This is a genomic window from Pseudomonas sp. XS1P51, assembly GCF_054897845.1.
In genome coordinates, this window is the sequence record NZ_CM142707.1 from 3,503,327 (window position 1) to 3,526,617 (window position 23,291).

A 23,291-nucleotide genomic window follows, 5' to 3' on the forward strand; every position below is an offset into this window, starting at 1 on the left:
GGGCCGGTCAGGCCCACGGGTAAAGATCAAAGGTCGTGGTGCAAGTATTTCGCCTGTTTCGGCAGACGCAGGCTGAACAGGAACGCCACCGCCATCATCACCGTCACGTACCAGTAGAACGAGTTTTCCATGCCGACAGCCTTGAGGCTCAGCGCCACGTATTCCGCCGAACCGCCGAAGATCGCATTCGCCACCGCGTAAGCCAGGCCAACACCCAATGCGCGCACTTGCGGCGGGAACATTTCCGCTTTCACCAGTCCGCTGATGGAGGTGTAGAAACTCACGATCGCCAGCGCCAGGGTAATCAGCACAAAGGCCAGGAACGGGCTGCTGACGCTTTTCAGGCTCAACAGGATCGGCACGGTGAACAGCGTACCGAGGGCACCGAACCAGAGCATCGAGTTACGTCGACCGATCTTGTCCGCGAGCATGCCGAACAGCGGCTGCATGCACATATAAAGGAACAGCGCGCCGGTCATGATGTAGCTGGCGGTCTTGGCGTGCATGCCGGCGGTGTTCACCAGGTACTTCTGCATGTACGTGGTAAACGTGTAGAAAATCAGCGAACCACCAGCGGTGTAACCGAGCACGGTAATGAACGCAGCCTTGTGGTCACGGAACAACGCCATGATGCTGCCGGCGTCCTTGTTTTCGCGCATTTCCTTGCTGGTGGTTTCCTTCAACGAACGACGCAGGAACAACGAGATCAACGCGGCCACTGCGCCGACCACGAACGGGATCCGCCAGCCGTACGCACGCAGATCCTCTTCGGTGAGGAACTGTTGCAGGATCACCACCAGCGACACCGCCAGCAGTTGCCCGCCGATCAGCGTCACGTACTGGAACGAGGCGAAGAAACCGCGCTGGCCCTTGAGGGCGACTTCGCTCATGTAGGTCGCCGTGGTGCCGTACTCGCCGCCCACCGACAAGCCCTGCAGCAAGCGGGCGAACAGCAGCATGATCGGCGCCCAGACGCCGATGTCCTTGTAGGTCGGCAGGCACGCGATGAGCAACGAGCCGAAGCACATCATCAGAATCGAGATCAGCATCGAATTCTTGCGCCCGTGCTTGTCCGCCAAGCGGCCGAAGATCCAGCCGCCGATAGGCCGCATCAGGAACCCGGCGGCGAATACGCCAGCGGTGTTGACCAGCTGCACTGTCGGGTTATCGGACGGAAAAAAGGCCGGGGCGAAATAGATCGCGCAGAAGGCGTAGACGTAGAAATCGAACCATTCGACGAGATTGCCGGACGAGGCGCCGACAATCGCAAAGATCCTTTTGCTGCGCTCTTCGCCGGTGTAATGCGCTGTAGTAGCGGTGGTCGTTGTCATTGTTTTTCACTCTTTGGGGACTGTCAGAGTCTAGACACACTTTGCAACAATCCCGTTCCACAGTACCGAAACATCAAAAGATCGCAGCCTGCGGCAGCTCCTACAGAGTGCACGCCGAACCAATGTAGGAGCTGCCGCAGGCTGCGATCTTTTGACCTTGATCTCAATAATCGAAGAACACCGTCTCGGCCTCGGTGCCCTGCAGAATCACGTTCCACTGGTAAACACCCGAAGCATCCTGCTTCGCCAGCAACGTACTGCGGCGCTCGGCAGGCACGCATTCCAGCAGCGGGTCCGCCACGTTGGCCGGTTCACCATCAAAGTAGATGCGCGTCAGCAAGTGCTTCACCAACCCACGGGCAAACACCAGCACCACCAGATGCGGTGCCTGGGTCGTGCCCTTCAAGCCTTCCACCGTGCCCGGCTTGATCGTGGTGAACCGAAAGCGCCCTTCGGCATCCACCGGCACCCGGCCAAACCCTTCGAAATTCGGGTCCAGGGGTTTGTCCTGATCGTCTTCGGGGTGGTCGTACTTGCCGGCCGCATTGGCCTGCCAGACTTCCAGCATCGCGTCGTTGACGACATCGCCATTGCCATCAATCACTTGCCCGGTGATCGCCACGCGCTCGCCGAGGGTCTGTTCGACAGTCAGGTTTTCGCGGTTCAGCCAGGTCAGGCCAATGTGGTAATACGGCCCGACGGTGTGGGACGTGGTCGCGTTCAGCGTCATCTTATTTCTCCATCGGCGTGGCTTCGCGGCCGCGCAAAACGATGTCCCAGCGATAACCGAGGGCATAGGAAGGGATGGTTTTTTCCAGGTCGAAACGGGCGATCAGGCGCTCTTTGGCGCTCGTATCCGGTACGCAGTTGTAGATCGGGTCGTACGCCAGCAACGGGTCGCCCGGGAAATACATCTGCGTGACCAGCCGCGTCAGAATGCTCGGCCCGAACAGTGAGAAATGGATGTGCGCCGGGCGCCAGGCGTTGTGGTGGTTGCCCCACGGATAGGCGCCGGGCTTGATGGTCTGGAACTGATACCAGCCATCGGCGTCGGTCACGGTGCGGCCGGTGCCGGTGAAGTTCGGGTCCAGCGGTGCGTCGTGCAGGTCGCGAGCATGATTGTAGCGGCCGGCGGCGTTGGCCTGCCAGATCTCTACCAGGATTCCCGGCACGGGCAGTCCGTCTTCATCCAGCACGCGGCCGTGAATGATGATGCGCTCACCCAGTGGTTCGCCTGTGTGCTGGGCGGTCAGGTCGTTGTCTTTCTCATTAATGAGCTCGGCACCGATGGTCGGGCCGGTAATTTCCGACAACGAATGCGGCAAAAACACCAACGGCTTGGACGGCGAGCGACGGTTGGTGGATTGATAGGCCGGGTGCAGGTATTCGGGCTGAGTGCCCTCCTGTGGGCGGCGGTAACCAGGCTTGTCAGTCATGGGTTATTCCTCAGTTCTTATTAGTCACTTCTGTACGTCAGACGCGTTCGATCGCCAAGGCCAGACCCTGGCCGACGCCGACGCACATGGTCGCCAGACCTTTCTTGCCACCGGTCTTTTCCAGATGATGCAAAGCAGTCAGTACCAGACGCGCGCCACTCATGCCCAACGGATGCCCCAGGGCAATGGCGCCACCGTTCGGGTTGACCTGGGCCGCGTCGTCCGCCAGACCCAGTTCACGCAGCACCGCCAAACCCTGGCTGGCAAACGCTTCGTTGAGTTCGATCACGTCAAAATCGCTGACGGCCAGGCCGAGGCGTTCGGTCAATTTGCGCACCGCCGGCACCGGGCCGATCCCCATCACTCGTGGGGCAACACCGGCGCTGGCCATACCCAGCACTTTGGCGCGGGCAGTCAGGCCGTGTTTCTTCACCGCTTCGGCCGAGGCCAGGATCAGCGCCGCAGCACCGTCGTTCACACCGGAAGCATTGCCGGCAGTGACGGTTTTATCCGGGCCGTTGACCGGTTTCAGTTTGGCCAGGGTTTCCAGCGTGGTATCGGCGCGGGGATGTTCATCCTGGCTGACGACACTTTCACCTTTCTTGTGGGCAATCCGCACTTCAACGATTTCTTCAGCGAAAAAACCTGCGGCTTGCGCGGCTGCCGTCCGTTGCTGACTGCGCAGCGCGAAAGCGTCCTGATCCTCGCGGGAAACTTCGTAGTCGTCAGCCACGTTGTCGGCGGTCTGCGGCATCGCATCCACACCGTATTGGGCTTTCATCAACGGGTTGATAAAGCGCCAGCCAATGGTGGTGTCTTCGAGCTTCATGTTGCGCGAGAACGCGGCATCGGCCTTGCCCATCACGAACGGTGCGCGGGACATCGACTCGACACCGCCAGCAATCGCCAGCTCCATTTCACCGCTGGCGATGGCCCGGAATGCAGTGCCGATCGCATCCATACCCGAAGCACAGAGGCGATTGAGGGTGACGCCCGGAACGGTTTCCGGCAGGCCCGCCAGCAACAACGCCATGCGTGCCACGTTGCGGTTGTCTTCGCCGGCCTGGTTGGCGCAACCGAGGAACACCTCGTCCACCGCGTTCCAGTCCACCGACGGGTTGCGCGCCATCAAGGCTTTGATCGGTACCGCGGCCAGATCGTCGGCGCGAACCGCCGACAGGCCACCGCCAAAACGGCCGATAGGGGTGCGAATCGCATCGCAAATATAAACGTCACGCATCAGGCTTCTCCGGGTGCTTGGCCGTGGGCTGCCGCGGTGCGGGCTTCCAGATCCCTGAGCGCGGTCAATTCGACGACCGTCGGCTCGGCGGTGTTTTCAACAGTGTCGGCGAAGCGAATCGCCCAACCGGTGGCGGCGATCACTTGCTCGCGGGTCACGCCTGGATGCAGCGCGGTGACCACGAATTCATGGGTGTCGGCTTCCGGTTCCATGATGCACAGGTCGGTAATAATGCCGACAGGACCGGCCCCCGGCAGGCCCAGACGCTTGCGTGAATCACCGCCCTCGCCATGGCCGACCGAGGTGATGAAGTCGAGTTTGTCGACAAAGGAACGCGCCGATTGCTTGAGGATGATCAGGACGCTTTTGGCTGAGCCGGCGATCTCCGGCGCACCGCCGGCGCCCGGCAGGCGGACTTTCGGCTGATGGTAATCACCGACCACGGTGGTGTTGATATTGCCGAAACGGTCGACTTGCGCGGCGCCAAGGAAACCGACGTCGATGCGCCCGCCCTGCAACCAGTAGCGAAAAATCTCACCGGTCGGGACGACGGTGTCAGCCGTTTCTGCCAGCTCACCATCACCGATCGACAGCGGCAGTACGCTCGGCTTGGCACCGATCGGACCCGATTCGTAGATAAGGACTACGTCTGGCGAGGAAGTCAGACGTGCAAGGTTGGCGGCTTTCGACGGCAGGCCGATGCCAACGAAGCACACCGAGCCGTTCTTCAGCCGGCGGGCGGCAGCGACGGTCATCATTTCATTCGTGGTGTAAGTCATTACTTGGCCTCCGAAGCATCGGCCAGCTTGGCCTGGAACTCGCTGAAGTCAGCGCAGCCGTGGATGTACTCGTTGATCCACGCGGTGAAGGTTTCACGGTCGCGGGCAATCGGGTCCCAGGCTTGATAGAAACGGTTGTCGCGTTCGGTGTAACCGTGCGCGTAGGACGGATGCGCACCGCCAGGGACGTGGCAGACCGCGCTCAACGCCCAGGTCGGCAGCACGCAGGCGTTCATCGGTGCATTGAGGTCGTCGACGATTTCTTCGACGGTGACGATGCAACGCTTGGCAGCCAGGGCGGCTTCTTTCTGCACGCCGAGAATGCCCCAGAGCAACACGTTGCCCTTGCGGTCGGCCTTCTGTGCGTGAATCACGGTGATGTCCGGGCGTACCGAGGGCACGGCCGCCAGCACTTCGCCGGTGAATGGGCAGGTGACGGTTTTGATCAACGGGTTGACCTTCGGCAGGTCGGAACCGGCGTAGGCGCGCAGCACTGCGAACGGTAGGCCGGAAGCGCCAGCGACGTAGGCATTGGCCAGGTCCGCATGGCTGTGTTCTTCGATTTCCAGCGCATGTGGCCATTGCTTCTCGACAGCGTCCCGTAGACGGTGCAGCGAACCAACGCCCGGGTTACCGCCCCAGGAAAAAATCAGCTTGCGGGCACAACCGGCACCGATCAACTGGTCGTAGATCAAGTCAGGCGTCATCCGTACCAGCGTCAGATCTTTCTTGCCCTGACGAATGATTTCGTGACCCGCCGCCGTCGGGATCAGGTGAGTGAAGCCTTCGAGCGCGACCGTATCGCCGTCGTTAACGAATTGCTTCACCGCGTCGTGCAGCGAAAGGATTTCAGCCATGGGGCAGGCTCCCGTTTTGTGATGAACCGACAGTGGTAGAAAAAGGCGCGATGCGCAGCGCCGGAATGACTGAAGGTTAAGCCTGTGCAAAACGTCAAACAATCCGATAATCGACTGAGCGTTCGGTTATCGAACAGATTGTTGTCTGGCTATCGTTCTGTGTCGGCCCCAAAAAGATCGCAGCTTTCGGCAGCTCCTACTTGGAATGCGTACACCTGTAGGAGCTGCCGAAGGCTGCGATCTTTTCTACCAAGCCGCCATTTCAACCCGGCTCAGGTCGCATCCGCATGACTGACCATGCCCTTGATCACCACCGCCGTGGTCGCCAAGGCCGCCGGAATCACCAGCGCCGTCAGCACTTGCTCGAAATTCCAGCCCAGGCCCAACAGTGTTGCCCCCATCCACGCGCCGAGGATCGCGCCGAAGCGGCCAATCCCCAACATCCACGACACACCGGTCGCCCGCCCTTGCGTTGGATAAAACCGCGCCGCCAGCGAAGGCATCGCCGATTGCGCACCGTTGACACACATCCCGGCCACCAGCACCAGGGTCGCCAACAGCGTGATGTTGCCCAGGCTCTGCCCTACCGCGTAGGCAAATACCCCGGCCAGCAGATAGAAAGTGCCGATAACCTTGTGCGGATTGAACCGGTCCATGGCCCAGCCCACGCCCACCGCGCTCAATACCCCGCCGAACTGGAACAGCGCGCCGATGAACGCCGCCTGCTCCATGCTCGCGCCGCTGTCACGCATCAGGGTCGGCAGCCAACTGGTCAACAGGTAAACAATCACCAGCCCCATGAAGTAGGTCAGCCACAGCAACAAGGTGCCGGCGCTGTAGGTACCGGAGAAAATCACCGCGAACACGTTGCGCGCCTTCACGGTTTTCTGTTCCGGCACGCTGAAGCTTGAAGCCTGAGCGACGACGATCGGATCGATCGGTGCCAGGGTCTTGCGCACTTTGTCCGTGCCGCGATTGCGCACGACAAGGTAACGCGCCGATTCCGGCAGCCAGAACAGCAAAACCACGGCAAGGATCAAAGGCAGAATCCCGCCGATCAGCAGCAGACTGTGCCAACCGAACGCCGGAATCAGCTTGGCCGAGATAAACCCGCCACCGGCCATGCCAAGGTTGAAACCACAGAACATGCTGGTCACCAGCAGGGATTTCTTGCGCTCGGGGGTGTATTCCGACAGCAACGTCGTGGCGTTCGGCATCCCGGCACCAAGGCCCAGGCCGGTGAGGAAACGCAGCACCAGCAATTGATCGACATTGGTGCTGTAGGCCGATGCCAGGCTGAAAGCGCCAAACAACAACACCGCCCCGACCAGTACGACTTTTCGCCCGAACCTGTCAGCCAAGGGACCGGAGCCCAGTGCGCCGAAGACCATGCCGATCAGCGCGGCACTCATCACCGGACCGAGGCTGGCGCGATCGATGCCCCAATCCTGAGACAGCGCTGGCGCGATGAAGCCCATGGCCGCGGTGTCGAGGCCATCGAGAAAGACAATCAGGAAACACAGAATCACCACCCGCCATTGGTAGCGCGAAATGGGTTGAGCATTGATGAAGGACTGCACGTCGAGGCAGTTCCCTACAACAGACTGAGGCTGGTTCATTATTTTTATTCCACGCAAGAACGCAGTCGGGCAGGAGTCAGCCAAGGCTGACGCTGTCGCGACATTAGTGATCCTGGGGAAAGAGCGTCAATTCGCTAAACGCGACTCTGTGCGGTTATCGAACAGCTTAGGCGAAGAGCTGCGCACTGAGGTCGCGGCTGGCGCTCAGAAGGCCAGGCAGGAAACGTTGCTCCAGCTCGTTGCGGCTCACCCGTCCGGCGTGGGTACTGACGTTTAGCGCTGCCACCACTTGCCCGGAAGCGTCGTACACCGGAACGGCAATCGAGCGCAGGCCTTGCTCCAGTTCCTGATCGACGATGCACCAGCCTTGCTGCCGCACTTCTTGCAGGCATTCGAGCAACGCCTCGGGGGTATGCAAGGTACGACTGGTCTTGGCTTGCAACTCCGCATGGTCGAGGTATTCGCGCAGCGAAGTGTCGTCCAGCGCAGCGAGAAGAATCCGTCCCATTGAAGTGCAATAGGCCGGCAGGCGTCCGCCCACCGAAAGGTCGACGGAAATCAGACGCTGGGTGGTGGCGGAGCGGGCGATGTACAAAATGTCATCGCCTTCCAGGGTAGCCATGTTGCAGGCCTCGTGGAGTTGCTCGCTCATGCGGTCCAGATACGGCTGGGCAGATACCGCCAAGGGCGTTGACGATAAATAGGCATGGCCAAGGGTCAGCACTTTGGGCAGCAGCGAATAGGTGCGGCCGTCGGTGGTGGCGTAGCCGAGTTTGATCAGCGTGTGCAGGCAACGTCGCACAGCGGCGCGGGGAATTTCCGTTCGATGGCTGATCTGGGCGATGGTCAGGTGCCGTTTGCGCTCCTGGAACGCTTGCACCACGGCCAGGCCACGGGCCAGGGACGTCATAAAGTCCGGGTCGCCGGTCAGGGCCTGGATTCGCTTGGCTGGCGAGGCGACGATGGGCGGCGCCACTGAAGCGAAGGAATTGCGCATTTGATCGTTCATATCAGGTCCTTTTCCTACACGGATCAGCGGCTATTACAAGCGGCTCCCGGAGCGGCACACAAGCCAGGGGCAGCCAACACCGTGCGATTATCGAACCATTGACCGGTAATCGCAATTAGCCCCCTCGCAGCCACCCGCTATCGGGTCTGTTCGATCCTCCGCTACTACATGTTTTTAACATCCACTTGAACCCGGACTTAAAGCCCCCATGTACTGTCGTAACTTGTTCGACTTAATGGCGCCAGAAAGACATCGCTGCAAAGTGGGGTCACGGGCTCATAGTTACCCGTAAAAGTTGCAAGTAACAAAACAATCACACATCACGATCCATTTTTAACTCTTTGGCGATAGTCTTCTTCAAATCGACCGCTATAATGCAACTCAGTGGTGACCCGGTTTTTACTCGCCGATTCCGCCACCCGGCAGCGTGATGATCCATTGCCGCTGCCCGCAGCAAGCGCCTGACGCTCATTTCATATGCTCCGCCAACGCGCTCGCTGAAACAGGAAACTGATGCTGCGTCAGCTGTTTTGCTCTGGTGCCGTGGCCGCCTGCAACATGGAAGTATTGATCGCACTGCCGTAAAACGAAGCCTTCCCGGGCTTTGTCCTTTCGACGAACGTGGTCAATCGATTTGATGCAGCGCGTTTCACCAGGATTAATCTCAACTCAATCAGGTAGCACTGTGACGAAAGACGAACTGCGCGCGGAACTTGAGCGCCAGGAACAACGTTACAAGGAAGTTTACGGCGGGGAAGTCACCACCTACGCCGCTCAGCCCGAACCGGAACGCAAACCCTGGCGTAAACGCGCCACCGTTCAGGATCAGGCATTCACCCAGGAATTGCAGAAGATGGAAAAGGAACTCAAAGCCGAAGAGCCTTGACCGCCTCGGCCTGAATCCTTTCAAGGGGCCTGCGTCTGCACCCGTTAAAAGCGGGATGCATTGATGTTGCCATTCGTGCCCGCTACGAGCGGGCAGCGGCCACCTCATCGATCGGATGAGGCAAATGGCTCATGTCTGACCCTCTTCTCAGATATTTCACACAAGCGTTCAAGCCTCTCGGCCTTACGAGAGAAACCCTTGTGCCCGTGGGCTTTCCAAAGAAATTCAACGACTTGTAAAACCTGGCCAAAACCCGGAACCAGAGGGATTGCTACAAACTAATTCGTTGAAGAATGTTACCGATGAGCAGCAAGTGCATCGATTTTCAGTCTTTTCTGGCATAATCGCGCCCCCTTACGACCGGGTCAGAAAACCTTCATGATCGATTTATTCAGCGGACTGGATGCTTGGGTGCTTGTGAGCCTCTTGCTCGCCCTCGCCTTTGTCCTCGCCTTCGAGTTCATCAACGGCTTTCATGACACCGCTAACGCGGTTGCCACTGTTATCTACACCAAAGCCATGCCGCCTCATCTGGCGGTGTTCTTTTCCGGTGTGTTCAACTTTCTCGGCGTGCTGCTGGGCGGTGTCGGCGTGGCATATGCCATCGTTCACCTGCTGCCGGTAGAACTGCTGATCAATGTGAACACCGGTCACGGACTGGCCATGGTGTTCTCGCTGCTCGCCGCCGCCATCACCTGGAACCTGGGCACCTGGTACTTCGGTATCCCGGCCTCCAGCTCCCACACGCTGATCGGTTCGATCCTCGGGGTCGGCCTGGCCAACGCCTTGATCAACGATATTCCGTTGGCCGATGGCGTGAACTGGCAGAAAGCGATCGACATCGGTGCCTCCCTGGTGTTCTCGCCGATGGCGGGTTTCCTGGTCGCGGCCCTGATACTGATCGGCCTTAAATGGTGGCGTCCACTGTCGAAGATGCACAAGACACCGGAACAACGCCGCAAGATCGACGACAAGAAGCATCCGCCGTTCTGGAACCGCCTGGTGCTGGTGATTTCGGCCATGGCCGTGAGCTTCGTGCACGGTTCCAACGATGGCCAGAAAGGTATCGGCCTGATCATGCTGGTGCTGATCGGTATCGTCCCCGCGCAGTTCGTACTCGACCTGGGCAGCACGACTTACCAGATCGAACGGACTCGCGATGCGACCCTGCACCTGAGCCAGTTCTACAAGCGCAATGCCGACACGCTGGGTGAATACCTGGCCCTGGGCAAAAGTGTGGAAGGTGATCTGCCGGAGAAATTCCGTTGCAACCCGCAACAGACCGAACCGACCATCACCGCCCTGCTCGGCACCCTCAAGGGTGTAGAAGACTATCACTCGCTGCCGGCGGAAAGCCGCATCGAAGTGCGTCGCTACCTGCTCTGCCTGGACGACACGGCCAAGAAAGTCGGCAAGTTGCCTGGCCTCGCTGCCCGCGAAAAGGCTGACCTGGACAAACTGCGCAAAGACCTGACCACCACCACCGAATACGCCCCGTTCTGGGTGATCCTGGCGGTTGCACTGGCCTTGGGCCTGGGCACCATGGTGGGCTGGAAACGCGTGGTACTGACCATCGGCGAGAAGATCGGCAAGCAAGGCATGACTTACTCCCAAGGCATGTCGGCACAGATCACCACCGCGAGCCTGATCGGCATGGCCAACATCTTCAGCCTGCCGGTTTCCACTACTCATGTCCTGTCCTCAGGCGTGGCCGGCACCATGGTCGCCAACAAGAGCGGCCTGCAAGGCGGCACTGTCAGAACCATCCTGCTGGCCTGGGTCCTGACCCTGCCGGCGACCGTGGCTCTGTCGGCTGGCCTGTTCTGGCTGGCATCGAAAGCACTCGCCAGCTGATACACCGCCGCACAAAAAAGGCGCGTTCCGTAAGGTTCGCGCCTTTTTTATGGCCGTGATCTTCCTGGCACCACAAAACAAATGTGGGAGCGAGCCTGCTCGCGATGACGGAGTTCGGCGCGATGAAAATGTCGACCGATTAACCGCTATCGCGAGCAGGCTCGCTCCCACAGTGGTCTGCATACAACAATAGATTTTTGCAGGCAAAAAAAAGGGTAACCGAAGTTGCCCAAAATGCCTTGCGTGCTCATTGCTTCCAGAAAGTTCTACGGTTTGCGCTTATGTGAATCTTTCCAGATGAAGAATCCAAACCCTGCGAAAAACAGAACCATGAGGCCAACTGTCAGCACTCCGGCGATCACCACGTTGTCGAGAAACATGACCTGGTCTCCTGCTCTTGCCCTGTTGCGATGGGGCTAAGTTAACCAATCAGGCAGGAGATAAAATTGACCGGGATCAATATCGCCCAAGACTGGGCGCAAAGGAGGGGGAAAACTGATCTGCATCAATGGATGCGGGGGGTTTAACGTTTTTTCGGTTTGCTCTTCGGCTTCTTTTTCGCTTTACCCAACGGCATCGCCTGCTCAAACGCATGGCGCACTTCATTCAGGCGCTTTTCGTTGAGGTCATGAACCCGCTTGGCGCGTTCGGAGTTGAGGTCGATCAGCTTGTCGTCTTGGCTCATGGTGTTCAGTACATCGCGTGTGTGAAGTTCAACTGCCGCATCGCTCGGCAGGATTGCGCCAATAATGCGGTCTGGCGCCGGCGCTGACCAGCCACCCGCGCAACGGCGGCTTAACAAAATATGTACTCAAGCCGTTTTTTCACCGCACAATCGCGACGTTGCGATGGACCCAAAGGACCCCCACCGTGGAATTGCACCAGGATCTTCCACCCTTGATGGCCCTGCGCGCCTTCGAGGCCGTGGCTCGTCATTTGAGCTTCATCAAGGCCGCCGATGAGCTGTCGGTGACCCAAAGCGCAATCAGCCATCAGATACAGAAACTCGAGCAGTTCCTCAACCAGCGTCTGTTTATCCGCCGTACCCGGGCCATCGATCTGACGCCTGCAGGCGAAACCTACTACCGGCAGATTCAACCCGCCCTGGAATCCATCGCTTTGGCCACCCGCGAACTGCGGGTTAATGATCAGCAGGAAACCACCCTGCGCATCGGCCTCCTCGCATCGTTCGCCACCCTGTGGCTGGCACCGCGCCTGGCCGGTTTCAACACGCGCCACCCGCACATCCATGTAGAACTGCTGCCTTCGGTGCAACTGGCCGATGTCAGCGGCGGCGAAGTGGACCTGGCGATCCGTTATGGCAAGGGCGGCTGGCCCAAAGTCCAGGCGCGGCGCTTCATGGGGGAAAAGCTGACGCCCGTTTGCAGCCCGGCCTTCAAAGCGCAAGGAGTCGAAAAAGGCCCGCTGCTCATGGCCAAGTCCCATCAACCGTTCGAGTGGACAGACTGGAGCGCGCACAACGGCATCGACCTTGCTCACTACCCCAGCGTGATGCTTCACGACTACAACATCGTCGTCGAAGCCGCCGTGGCCGGCCAGGGCATCGCCATGGGTCGTCATCAGTTGATCGAACGCCGGCTCAAGGAAGGCGCGCTGGTAGAAGCCTTCGACACCCCGCCGTTCATCAGCGAGATCGGTTATTGGCTGGTCACGCCCGACCGCCCACCCAGCCATGCGGCAGAATGTTTCAGCCAATGGTTGTATGAAATGGCCGACGCATGAGCTATTTGAATACGTCGGATTAAATCTATCCGTTTGTCGCACCACTCAGGCCCCCACATGCTGAAGCCTCATTCAGGAGGACTCACCATGACCGACTCACTCACCCACCGCCTCCAGCAACTTGGCCTGACGCTGCCGACTCCGAGCCAGCCGATCGCCAATTACGTCAACCACGTCGTCAGCCAGAACCAGTTGTTCATTTCCGGGCAGATCCCGTTGCTGGACGGTAAACCGGCCTTCATCGGCCGCCTGGGCGAATCGATCTCCGAGGAAGAAGGGGCCAGCGCCGCCGAACTCGCCGCACTGAGTCTGCTTGCGCAATTGAGCGACGCCCTCGGCGATGACCTGTCGAAACTGGGGCGCATCATCCGCCTCGGTGTGTTCATTGCCAGCGCTCCGGACTTCCAGCGCCAAGGTGCGGTCGCCAACGGAGCGTCCAATCTGCTGGTCAATGCCCTCGGCGAGAAAGGCCGGCATGTGCGCACTGCCGTGGGCGTGTCCAGCCTGCCGGCCGGCGTGGCGGTGGAGATCGACGCGATCTTCGAGCTTCAGCCATGAACTCCGCCGAAGTGGAGCGTTTGCGGGCAGCAACACCGGGTTGCGCCAGCGTGATTCACTTCAACCACGCCGGCGCCTCGCTGCCCAGCCAGGCCACCCTCGACGCGATGATCGAACAATTGCGGCGCGAAGCCACCACTGGCCCGATGGAAGCCGCCGATCAGAGCGTGCAGGCCCGAGCCCGAAACGCGGCGGCCACCTTGCTTAATGCCGAGCCCGACGCCATCGCCTTCGCCAGCAGTGGTTCCGCGGCCTGGGGCATGGCATTTAATGCATTGGGACCGTGGCAGAACGGCGACCGGATTCTGGTCGGGCGCCATGAGTGGGGCGGTAATCTGGCCTGCATCGCCCGGGAGGTCAGCGCCGGGGCGCGTCTGGAGGTGATCCCCTGCGATGAGACAGGCGCCATCTCCGTGACCGCCCTCAAGCAAATGATTGACCCGAAGGTGAAGCTGATCTCGTTGACCTGGCTCCCGGCCAACAGCGGCCTGATCAACCCGGCCGAGGCCATCGGCGCCGTGGCGCAAGCGCACGGCATTCCCTACTTCATCGACGCTGGCCAGGCACTGGGGCAATTGCCCTGCGATGTGCAGGCGTTGAACTGCGATGTGCTCAAGGGTGCCGGGCGAAAATTCCTCCGCGGCCCGCGAGGTACGGCGCTGATGTACATCAAACCGGGGTTTCTCGAACGACTCGTCCCCGGCCAACTGGACGTACTGTCCGCGCCCTGGGATGGCGAAGGCTTCCCGCTGCGCAATGATGCGCGGCGGTTCGAAACCAGTGAAGTGTCGGTGGCGTTGCTGGCCGGTTTGGCCAATGCGCTGGAGGAGTTCAACCGGTTGGGTGCAACCCGTATTCGTCAGCGCATCGATGGGTTGTGCCGACGTCTGCGAGAGCGCCTGGGGACGGTCTGCGGGCTGGAGTTCCACAACCTTGGTCCGACGAACCTGCAATCGGGGCTGATCGCGTTCACGCTCAAGGGTTGGGACAGTTTTGACTTGAAGCAGCGGCTGTCACTGCGAGGGATCAACATCGGCGCCAATGGCGTGCCTTATACGCCGCTGGACATGCAGGCCCGTGGGCTGGAGAGCATCGCGCGGATAGCGGTCAGCTACCTCAACACCGAAGAAGAAATGGAGGTATTGCTGAACGCCCTCAACGAGTTGTCCGCCAACAAAGGCTAAATCTGAATGTCGACCCACAAACCCTGACGCGGCTGATCTTCCATCAACGGCGCTACCGGCACGGTGTTGTCGGCGTTGAGCTCATGACCGGGAATCGCCAGGTGTTCTTCAGGATCTTCATCGGCTTCACGGCGACGCCTTTCCCGCTCCTGCTTGCGACGCTGTTCCTCGCGCAGCTGAAAAGCCGCCTCTTCCGGATCGCGCTGCTGCAGGTCGATGGTGCTTTCGTTGGAGCTTTCCTGCACCGACACAACGGGCGGAATATCCGGGCGCTGGCGGATCGGGTCCTGCTGTGAGGTGATCGGCACGGCACTCAAGGGGAGCATCGGTGGCAGCATAATTATTTGTCTCCTGTCAGCAGGCTGTCGGCTGCGGGGATGGCGACTTGAGCCATCGGTCGCAAACTGTGACCCGATTGGCACTGTAGGAGCTGCCGAAGGCTGTCATCTTTATCGGACAACGCTGAGCTCAAGCGTTCCCCCAGATCAAAAGACCGCAGCCTTCGGCAGCTCCTACGCCGTAAACCTTTTGGTCTGGGGGCCCGATTCCGTTAAGATAGCCCGCTTTTTCAAGGTGGGAGTCAGGCAGCATGGCGCAGCAGTATCAACCGGGGCAACGCTGGATCAGTGACAGCGAAGCCGAGCTGGGTTTGGGCACCGTTCTGGCACAGGACGGCCGCTTGTTGACCGTGCTCTATCCGGCCACTGGCGACACTCGCCAGTACGCGCTACGGAATGCGCCCCTCACTCGTGTGCGGTTTTCTCCGGGTGACTCGATCACTCATTTCGAAGGCTGGAAACTGACCGTACAGGAAGTCGACGACGTCGACGGCCTGCTGGTTTACCACGGCCTCAACGCGCAGAACGAAGTGGTCACCCTGCCGGAAACCCAACTGTCGAACTTCATTCAGTTCCGTCTGGCCAGCGACCGTCTGTTCGCCGGCCAGATCGACCCGCTGGCCTGGTTCTCCCTGCGTTATCACACCCTGGAACACACCAGCCGCCAGTTGCAGTCCTCACTTTGGGGCCTGGGCGGCGTGCGTGCGCAACCGATCGCGCACCAGTTACACATCGCCCGTGAAGTCGCCGACCGCATTGCGCCGCGGGTTCTGCTGGCGGACGAAGTGGGTCTGGGCAAGACCATCGAAGCCGGCCTGGTGATCCATCGCCAACTGCTCTCGGGCCGCGCCAACCGTGTGCTGATCCTGGTGCCGGAGAACCTGCAGCACCAGTGGCTGGTGGAGATGCGCCGCCGCTTCAACCTGCAAGTCGCGCTGTTCGACGAAGAACGCTTCATCGAAAGCGATGCTGCCAACCCGTTCGAAGACACCCAGCTCGCGCTGGTTGCCCTGGAGTGGCTGGTGGAGGACGAGAAGGCCCAGGACGCGCTGTTCGCGGCCGGCTGGGACCTGATGGTCGTCGACGAAGCGCACCACCTGGTGTGGCACGAAGACAAGGTCAGCCCCGAGTACTCGCTGGTCGAGCAACTGGCCGAAGTCATTCCCGGCGTATTGCTGCTGACCGCGACCCCGGAACAACTGGGCCAGGACAGCCACTTCGCGCGTCTGCGCCTGCTCGATCCGAACCGTTTCCATGACCTGCACGCCTTCCGCGCCGAAAGCGAAAACTATCGCCCGGTGGCCGAAGCCGTTCAGGAGCTGTTGGACAAAGGGCGGCTGTCCCCTGAAGCGCACAAGACCATCCACGGTTTCCTCGGCAACGAAGGTGAAGCCCTGCTGACTGCGGTCAACGATGGCGACACCGAAGCCAGTGCCCGCCTGGTCCGCGAACTGCTGGACCGCCACGGCACCGGCCGCGTGCTGTTCCGCAACACCCGCGCCGCCGTGCAGGGTTTCCCGGAGCGCAAACTGCACCCGTACCCGCTGCCGTGCCCGGACGAATACCTCGAACTGCCGCTGGGCGATCACGCCGAGTTGTACCCGGAAGTCAGCTTCCAGGCCCAGCCGGACGCCAACGAAGAAGAACGCTGGTGGAAATTCGACCCGCGCGTCGAGTGGCTGATCGATACGCTGAAGATGCTCAAGCGCACCAAAGTGCTGGTGATCTGCGCCCACGCCGAAACCGCCATGGACCTGGAAGATGCCCTGCGCGTGCGTTCCGGTATTCCGGCCACGGTGTTCCACGAAGGCATGAACATCCTTGAGCGTGACCGCGCCGCCGCCTACTTCGCCGACGAAGAATTTGGCGCGCAAGTGCTGATCTGCTCGGAAATCGGCAGTGAAGGTCGTAACTTCCAGTTCTCCCATCACCTGGTGCTGTTCGATCTGCCATCGCACCCGGACCTGCTGGAGCAGCGTATCGGTCGTCTGGACCGGATAGGCCAGAAGCACATTATCGAAGTGCACGTGCCGTACCTGGAAACCAGCCCGCAAGAGCGTCTGTTCCAGTGGTACCACGAAGCCCTGAACGCGTTCCTCAACACCTGCCCGACCGGCAACGCCTTGCAGCATCAGTTCGGCCCGCGCCTGCTGCCGCTGTTGGAAAACGCCGACGATGGCGAGTGGCAAGCGCTGATCGACGAAGCCCGCGCCGAGCGTGAACGTCTGGAAGCCGAGCTGCACACCGGCCGTGACCGCTTGCTGGAACTCAACTCCGGTGGTGCCGGTGAAGGCGATGCGCTGGTTGAGGACATCCTTGAGCAAGACGATCAGTTCGCGCTGCCGATCTACATGGAAACCCTGTTCGACGCCTTCGGCATCGACAGCGAAGACCATTCGGAAAACGCGCTGATCCTCAAACCGAGCGAAAAAATGCTCGACGCCAGCTTCCCGCTGGGCGACGACGAAGGCGTGACCATCACGTACGACCGCAACCAGGCGCTGTCTCGCGAAGACATGCAGTTCATCACCTGGGAGCACCCGATGGTTCAGGGCGGCATGGACCTGGTCTTGTCCGGCTCCATGGGCAACACCGCCGTGGCACTGATCAAGAACAAGGCGCTGAAGCCTGGCACCGTGTTGCTGGAACTGCTTTACGTCAGTGAAGTGGTTGCGCCGCGCTCGCTGCAACTGGGCCGTTACCTGCCGCCGGCCGCCCTGCGCTGCCTGCTCGATGCCAATGGCAACGACCTGTCGGGCCGGGTGTCGTTCGAAACCTTGAACGATCAACTGGAAAGCGTGCCGCGTGCCAGCGCCAACAAGTTCGTCCAGGCCCAGCGCGATCAGCTGACGCCACGGATCAACGCAGGCGAAGAGAAAATCTTCCCGCGCCACGCCGAGCGTGTGGCTGAGGCGCAGCGTCGCCTGGCCGCCGATACCGATGAAGAACTGGCACGCCTGACCGCGTTGCAAGCGGTCAACCCGACTGTGCGCGACAGCGAGCTGGTTGCCCTGCGCAAGCAGCGCGAGCAAGGTTTGGCCATGCTCGACAAGGCTGCGCTGCGACTGGAAGCGATTCGGGTGTTGGTGGCGGGTTAAGCACCCTGCTCCACGGTTAGAAACAAGAAGGCCCGCAGTGATGCGGGCCTTCTTGCATTCTATAGGTATGCGGCGATAGCGATGACGCCAAGATCGCAGCCTTCGGCAGCTCCTACATTTGGATCGCGCGCACCTGTAGGAGCTGCCGAAGGCTGCGATCTTTTGATCTTAAGCTGTTGCCGCTGCAACCCCAGGCTCACCCACTGCCACCAGCCCCTCTTTCATCCGCTTCGCATCCTTCACAAAACACCGCGAAGCCAGGAACAGAAACACCATCGTCAGGAACAGCGCCACCGGGATCAGGTACATCGCGTCATGCAACCCGACCGCCTTGAACGCCTCGGTCATTTGCTCGGCGCCGGCCTCCAGCATGGCCGTATGGGCAAAGTGATCGGACAGAGCGCCCACCACCACCGGCCCCAACCCACCGCCCAGCAAATACAACCCGGCAAAGAAAAGCGCCATGGCCGTCGCCCGCAGGCGTGGCTCGACCACGTCCTGAATCGCCGTGTACACACAGGTATAGAAGTTGTAGGCAAACAACCAGCCCAGACTGAACACCGCGACAAACACCCCGATCTCGATCCGCCCGGCATGCAACGCCCAAGCGGTGCACACCGTCGAGATGATCAGGCTGAACGCCGCAAACAGCAGTCGCCCATTGGCCACCCGCTGGTGAATCTTGTCCGCGACCCAGCCCCCCAACGTCAGGCCGAACAACCCGGTCACACCGACGATCACCCCGGTCGCCACTGCGGCTTCCTGCAACGGCATCAGGAAATAGCGCTGCAGCATCGGCACCAGAAACGAGTTACAGGCATAGGTCGCGAAGTTGAAACACAGCCCCGCCATCACCAGCCACAGGAACGTCGGTACCGCCAATACCCGGCGAATCGGCCGGTCTACGCGTTCCTGCGAGACTTGCACGCTTTCCGCGGCGCCGCGTTTCGGTTCCTTGATGTAGAACATGAAGACGGCCAGGATCAGCCCCGGTACCGCGGCGATGAAGAACGGCGCGCGCCAGCTGTCGAAGGCCTTGACCATCGCACCGATGGTAAAGAACGCCAGCAGCAAGCCCAGCGGCAGACCGAGCATGAAAATGCCCATCGCCCGCGCGCGGCGGTGGGCCGGAAACAGGTCGCCGATCAGCGAGTTGGCGGCCGGTGCGTAACTGGCTTCACCAATGCCGATGCCCATGCGCACGATCAGGAACGCCCAGAAACTGCCCACCATCCCGTTGACCGCGGTCAGGCCGCTCCACGCCGCCAGCCCCCAACCCATCAATTTGCTGCGCGAACCGGTATCGGCCATCCGCCCCAGGGGCAGGCCGGCAATCGCGTAGACGATGGTGAAAGCCGTTCCGATGATCCCCAGCTGAAAGTCACTGAGGTGCCATTCCATGCGGATCGGTTCGATGATGATGGCCGGGATGGTGCGGTCGAAAAAGTTGAACAGGTTGGCCAGGAACAACAGGAACAGAATGCGCCAGGCATTCGCCGCTTGGGTCGAGTTCTGCATGGGTCCGTCTCTTTTTATTGTTTTTGGGGCGTCACTGTCCCCGGAACCTGCAATCTAGTCAGGCGCGCGGCAGCTGTCTGTAATTATTCGTAAGGCTGATATCAACCCATCGCAAGCTCGGCTCCCACCGGTTGTCGCTTGTGCCCGAAAATACCTTTCGCCCCCTCTTCCAAAGCCCGATGCGAAGCCTAGAATAGCGGCCTTGTCCGCCCTACCGTGTCCCCCATTCCTCCTTTGACTATCGCCCATGTCCGAAGCCAGTCCGTGTCTGAATTGCGGTGCCTGCTGTTCTCATTTTCGCGTGTCTTTTTTCTGGGGTGAGTGCACCTCGGCCGGGGGGACGGTGCCCGACGAGCTTGTCGAGCCCATCAGCCCCAGTCGCGTCGCCATGCTCGGCACAGACTGCAAACCCACCCGCTGCATCGGGCTGGTCGGCGAAGTGGGCAGTACCGTACAGTGCTCGATTTACGACCAGCGCTCCAGCACCTGCCGAGAGTTCGACGCCTCCTGGGCCAATGGCGAGGCGAACGTGGATTGCGATGCGGCCAGGGCAGCGTTCGGGTTGCCAGCCCTGCAACCCGAGATCGAAATGCCATATGAGCAGATCGCCTAAGGCTTATCGCCAATCGCTATCGCACTAATACCAAAATCATTGACACCAATGTGCCACTACCGCTTGCGCTCTTGGTATGCCCTCTATACTCCAAAGCATTCGCCAGCATTTATGGCGTCAGCCAGGATGATCAGACGGGGCATGCTATGGAGTGGCTTGGTTTGCATTTCATTACCGAGCTACCAGTGAGCGGGCAGGTAATACTCAATCACACATATGACCCTTTTCTGGTGCTGCTGGCCTACCTGGTCGCCTGTGCAGGCAGCTTTGCCACACTGGACATGGCCGAGCGGGTCGGCCATGCGGAAAAAGCCTCCTCTCAACGGCTATGGCGCTGGGTCGGTGCCGGATGCCTGGCGGGCGGTATCTGGGCCATGCATTTCATTGGCATGCTGGCGTTTCAGGTGCCTGTCGAGATTCATTACGAACTGCCCATCACGCTTATCTCTCTGTTGATCGCCCTGCTCGCCTCGTGGCTGACGATGCACACCCTCAGCCATCCTCGCCTGAACTTCCGGCAATACCTCCAGGCTTCGATCTGCATAGGGCTGGGCATCGCCGCCATGCATTACGTGGGCATGACGGCGATGCGTTCAAACGCGTTGACCTACTACCAACCCACGCTGTTCGCTCTCTCCATCGTGATCGCCATTGGCGCCAGCCTCGCCGCCCTGTTGCTGTCGAGTCATCTGCGCGAGGGCACCGGCCTGCTCCATCAACTGCTCAAATACAGCGCCAGCCTGGTGCTTGGGGCAGGCATTATCAGCATGCACTTCACCGGCATGGCCGCTTTCAACCTGGTGCTGCCCACCGGCAGCCTGCAGACCCTGCCCGGCGAAAACAATCACCTGCAACTGGGGCTGACCGTCGCGGTCATGACGCTGCTGATCATCGGCAGCAGCGTCAGTGCGGCACTGGCGGACAAAAAACTGCAAAACAAGGAGCGCGATCTGCAACGGGTCAACGCCCTGCTCAGTCAGCTGGACCAGGCGCGCATGTCGTTGCAACAGGTGGCGCATTACGATGCCTTGACCAACCTGATCAACCGTCGCGGCTTCAATCAGATCTTCGCCGAGAAGCTCATCGAGAAGACCAATGAAGGCGGCAGGCTGGCGGTGCTGTTCCTGGACATCGACCATTTCAAGCGAATTAACGACAGCCTTGGCCATGACGCCGGCGACGAATTGCTCAAAGTCCTGGCCAGCCACATCAAGGGCGCGGTGCGCAGCCACGAAGACGTGGTGGCGCGCTTCGGCGGCGACGAGTTCTGCATCCTCATCGGCCTGCACGATCGCGAAGAGGCGCGACACATGGCCCAGCGCATCATGCTGAAAATGAAGGAGCCCATCGAGCTGTCCGGGCGACGCATGGTCATGACCACCAGCATCGGCATCAGCCTGTTTCCAGAAGACGGCAAAACCTGTGAAGAACTGCTGAAAAACGCCGACCTGGCGCTGTATCAGTCCAAAGGCAGCGGCCGTAACGGCCTGAACTTCTTCAGTTCAAACCTGAAAACCCGCGCCACGCTTGAGCTGCAACTCGAAGAAGAACTGCGCCACGCCCTGCGTGAAAACACCGGATTGATGCTCTGTTACCAGCCAATCTATGACCTGAAAACCGGTCAGGTCAGCAAGCTTGAAGCGCTGGTTCGCTGGCAACATCCGGTCCACGGCTTGCTGACACCGGAACGGTTCATTGCTATCGCCGAGGCCAACGGGCTGATTGCCGAACTGGACAATTGGGTGCTGCGCAAAGCGTGCGAGGATTTGGGCGAGTTGTCGCGCCAGGGCTGCGAAGACCTCAAGATCGCCGTGAACTGCTCGCCCCTGAACCTGGCGCGAGAAGAACTGGCCGACGAAATCGAACACGCACTGCGGGTCGCCGGGGTGGCGCCGCAGCGGCTGGAACTGGAAGTGACCGAAAACGCGCTGATGGACAACCTCGCCCATACGCTGGTGCTGTTGCGCCAGATTCGTGCCCTCGGCGTGTCGCTGTCGATCGATGACTTCGGCACCGGTTATTCATCCTTGGCCTACCTCAAGCGCCTGCCGCTGAACACGCTGAAGATCGACCGCTCGTTTATCCAGGACATTCCCAAGGCCACCCAGGACATGGAGATCGTTCAGGCGATCATCGTCATGGCCCACACCCTGCATTTGCAGGTCGTCACCGAAGGTGTGGAAACCTTCGAGCAATACGATTTTCTCGAGCGCCACGGCTGTGATTTCGTTCAGGGCTACCTGCTCAGTCGTCCGGTACCGCTGGCTGAATTGCGTCCGGTGCTGAACGAAATCAACCAGCGCAAACACTCGCACAGCGTCAGTCCGTTGAGCCTGGCTCGCGGTACAACCGCACTAACGTCGACGGATCTTTTTCCAGGAAGCCCTGGCTCCCATGCAGTCGCATCAGCTGTGCGGCCAATCCACTGATCGGCGTGGCCGAGCCCTGTTCACGGGAAAATTTCACCGCCGTGTCGAGATCCTTGAGCAGCGTCCGTACGTGCCATTTCACCGGTTCGAAACGACTGTCGGCCATTTGCGGCGCCAGGATCTGCAAGGGTCTGGAATCGGCAAAACCACCGGCCAGGGCTTCGGCGATCAGGCTGGCGTCAACACCGGAACGTTCGGCCAACGCCACAACTTCGGCGATCACCAGCGCGTTGCAGGCGACGATCATCTGATTGCAAGCCTTGGTCACCTGCCCCGCCCCAACGGCGCCCATGTGCGTCACTCGCTGGCCGAGGCTCAGCAGTACCGGCCTGACCCGTTCGAGGTCCGCTGATTCGCCGCCCACCATAATGGCCAGGCTACCGGCCTCGGCACCGACAACCCCACCGGATACCGGCGCATCCAGCCAGCTCATACCGGTTTTGCCGACAAGTTCTGCGGCCATTTCCCGCGTCGCGGTCGGTTCCAGGCTGGAAAAATCCACCAGCAATTGACCTTTTTTCGCCCCTTCGGCGATGCCTGCTGTGCCAAACACCACCTCTCGCACCACCGACGTGTCCGCCAGACACAACATCACCATGTCGGCGTGCTGGCACAGTTCGGCCGGCGCGGCAACTTGTCGCGCGCCAGCCTCAACCAGTGGCGCGCACTTGGCCGGGTTGCGGTTCCATACGGTCAGCGGATAGCCCGCCGCCAGCAGGCGCCGGCACATTGGCAGGCCCATCAGGCCGATCCCGGCAAACCCCAACGAAGGTGGCGTTGACATCATTTAGCCTTCTTTTTCATTAAAGATCCGTGAATATTGGCCGATTCATCATGA

At 60.3% G+C, this 23,291-nt stretch carries 21 protein-coding genes; 8 read left to right on the forward strand and 13 right to left on the reverse strand.

The annotated features are described in order from the left end of the window. Positions 1–26 precede the first annotated feature (26 nt). The 8 genes from ACYZUD_RS16240 to pcaR all read right to left on the reverse strand — a co-directional run bounded on the left by ACYZUD_RS16240 (position 27) and on the right by pcaR (position 8,232). On the reverse strand, positions 27–1,331 hold the full coding sequence (locus ACYZUD_RS16240; RefSeq protein WP_462024898.1) for an MFS family transporter: 1,305 nt from the start codon (positions 1,329–1,331) through the stop codon (positions 27–29). A 163-nt stretch (positions 1,332–1,494) separates the two neighbouring features. Then, positions 1,495–2,061: a protocatechuate 3,4-dioxygenase subunit alpha gene (gene pcaG, locus ACYZUD_RS16245; RefSeq protein ID WP_462024899.1), complete on the reverse strand. Its 567-nt coding sequence runs from the start codon at positions 2,059–2,061 to the stop codon at positions 1,495–1,497. Position 2,062: 1 nt separating this feature from the next. Continuing rightward, positions 2,063–2,767, reverse strand: a complete 705-nt coding sequence (pcaH, locus tag ACYZUD_RS16250; RefSeq protein WP_462024900.1) for a protocatechuate 3,4-dioxygenase subunit beta — start codon at positions 2,765–2,767, stop codon at positions 2,063–2,065. Positions 2,768–2,804: 37 nt separating this feature from the next. Next, positions 2,805–4,010, reverse strand: coding sequence for a 3-oxoadipyl-CoA thiolase (gene pcaF, locus ACYZUD_RS16255; RefSeq protein ID WP_462025051.1), 1,206 nt, complete (start codon positions 4,008–4,010; stop codon positions 2,805–2,807). Continuing rightward, positions 4,007–4,786 carry a CoA-transferase subunit beta gene (locus ACYZUD_RS16260; RefSeq protein ID WP_462024901.1) on the reverse strand — a complete coding sequence of 260 codons (780 nt, stop codon included), beginning with the start codon at positions 4,784–4,786 and terminating at the stop codon, positions 4,007–4,009. The genes pcaF and ACYZUD_RS16260 overlap by 4 nt, the downstream gene beginning before the upstream one ends. Continuing rightward, on the reverse strand, positions 4,786–5,643 hold the full coding sequence (locus ACYZUD_RS16265) for a CoA transferase subunit A (RefSeq protein WP_462024902.1): 858 nt from the start codon (positions 5,641–5,643) through the stop codon (positions 4,786–4,788). Before ACYZUD_RS16265 ends, ACYZUD_RS16260 begins: the two co-directional genes overlap by 1 nt. Before the next feature lie 272 nt (positions 5,644–5,915). Next, positions 5,916–7,262, reverse strand: coding sequence for an aromatic acid/H+ symport family MFS transporter (locus ACYZUD_RS16270; RefSeq protein WP_462024903.1), 1,347 nt, complete (start codon positions 7,260–7,262; stop codon positions 5,916–5,918). A 127-nt stretch (positions 7,263–7,389) separates the two neighbouring features. Then, the gene (gene pcaR / locus ACYZUD_RS16275) at positions 7,390–8,232 is read right to left on the reverse strand and encodes a pca regulon transcriptional regulator PcaR (RefSeq protein WP_008074568.1); all 843 of its coding nucleotides are present in this window, start codon (positions 8,230–8,232) and stop codon (positions 7,390–7,392) included. Between the two features lie 685 nt (positions 8,233–8,917). Between pcaR and ACYZUD_RS16280 the strand changes: the two genes are divergently transcribed. Together ACYZUD_RS16280 and ACYZUD_RS16285 are read left to right on the forward strand one after the other, a co-directional pair. Further along, positions 8,918–9,118: a hypothetical protein gene (locus ACYZUD_RS16280; protein ID WP_007935837.1), complete on the forward strand. Its 201-nt coding sequence runs from the start codon at positions 8,918–8,920 to the stop codon at positions 9,116–9,118. Between the two features lie 378 nt (positions 9,119–9,496). Then, entirely contained in the window at positions 9,497–10,972 is a 1,476-nt protein-coding gene (locus tag ACYZUD_RS16285; RefSeq protein ID WP_462024904.1) for an inorganic phosphate transporter, read from the forward strand. 266 nt (positions 10,973–11,238) lie between these two features. Here the strand turns inward: ACYZUD_RS16285 and ccoM are convergent, their stop codons facing one another. Further along, positions 11,239–11,352: a cytochrome c oxidase subunit CcoM gene (gene ccoM, locus ACYZUD_RS16290; RefSeq protein ID WP_318183103.1), complete on the reverse strand. Its 114-nt coding sequence runs from the start codon at positions 11,350–11,352 to the stop codon at positions 11,239–11,241. A 143-nt stretch (positions 11,353–11,495) separates the two neighbouring features. Beyond that, entirely contained in the window at positions 11,496–11,657 is a 162-nt protein-coding gene (locus tag ACYZUD_RS16295) for a hypothetical protein (RefSeq protein WP_462024905.1), read from the reverse strand. 185 nt (positions 11,658–11,842) lie between these two features. Here ACYZUD_RS16295 and ACYZUD_RS16300 point away from each other — a divergent pair, with 185 nt between their 5' ends. From ACYZUD_RS16300 to ACYZUD_RS16310, 3 genes are all read left to right on the forward strand, one after another. Beyond that, entirely contained in the window at positions 11,843–12,715 is an 873-nt protein-coding gene (locus ACYZUD_RS16300) for a LysR substrate-binding domain-containing protein (protein ID WP_462024906.1), read from the forward strand. A gap of 87 nt (positions 12,716–12,802) precedes the next feature. Next, entirely contained in the window at positions 12,803–13,273 is a 471-nt protein-coding gene (locus tag ACYZUD_RS16305; RefSeq protein WP_462024907.1) for a RidA family protein, read from the forward strand. Then, positions 13,270–14,457, forward strand: coding sequence for an aminotransferase class V-fold PLP-dependent enzyme (locus ACYZUD_RS16310; RefSeq protein ID WP_462024908.1), 1,188 nt, complete (start codon positions 13,270–13,272; stop codon positions 14,455–14,457). The genes ACYZUD_RS16305 and ACYZUD_RS16310 overlap by 4 nt, the downstream gene beginning before the upstream one ends. Here the strand turns inward: ACYZUD_RS16310 and ACYZUD_RS16315 are convergent. Continuing rightward, entirely contained in the window at positions 14,454–14,795 is a 342-nt protein-coding gene (locus tag ACYZUD_RS16315; RefSeq protein ID WP_462024909.1) for an aspartate-semialdehyde dehydrogenase, read from the reverse strand. The genes ACYZUD_RS16310 and ACYZUD_RS16315 overlap by 4 nt on opposite strands. A 251-nt stretch (positions 14,796–15,046) precedes the next feature. On the opposite strand from ACYZUD_RS16315, the gene rapA reads away from it, so the two are divergent. Next, the gene (gene rapA / locus ACYZUD_RS16320) at positions 15,047–17,893 is read left to right on the forward strand and encodes an RNA polymerase-associated protein RapA (protein ID WP_462024910.1); all 2,847 of its coding nucleotides are present in this window, start codon (positions 15,047–15,049) and stop codon (positions 17,891–17,893) included. 168 nt (positions 17,894–18,061) lie between these two features. On the opposite strand, the gene ACYZUD_RS16325 is transcribed toward rapA, so the two are convergent. Further along, positions 18,062–19,411 (reverse strand): spinster family MFS transporter, encoded by a 1,350-nt coding sequence (locus ACYZUD_RS16325; RefSeq protein ID WP_462024911.1) that lies wholly within the window; start codon positions 19,409–19,411, stop codon positions 18,062–18,064. 247 nt (positions 19,412–19,658) lie between these two features. On the opposite strand from ACYZUD_RS16325, the gene ACYZUD_RS16330 reads away from it, so the two are divergent. Next, a complete protein-coding gene (locus ACYZUD_RS16330) occupies positions 19,659–20,024 on the forward strand; it encodes a YkgJ family cysteine cluster protein (RefSeq protein ID WP_462024912.1) in 366 nt (121 codons plus the stop codon). Positions 20,025–20,170: 146 nt separating this feature from the next. Beyond that, the gene (locus ACYZUD_RS16335) at positions 20,171–22,453 is read left to right on the forward strand and encodes a putative bifunctional diguanylate cyclase/phosphodiesterase (RefSeq protein WP_462024913.1); all 2,283 of its coding nucleotides are present in this window, start codon (positions 20,171–20,173) and stop codon (positions 22,451–22,453) included. Here ACYZUD_RS16335 and ACYZUD_RS16340 read toward each other — a convergent pair. Then, on the reverse strand, positions 22,344–23,240 hold the full coding sequence (locus ACYZUD_RS16340; protein ID WP_462024914.1) for an NAD(P)-dependent oxidoreductase: 897 nt from the start codon (positions 23,238–23,240) through the stop codon (positions 22,344–22,346). The two genes, ACYZUD_RS16335 and ACYZUD_RS16340, sit on opposite strands and share 110 nt — an antisense overlap. Between the last annotated feature and the right edge of the window lie 51 nt (positions 23,241–23,291).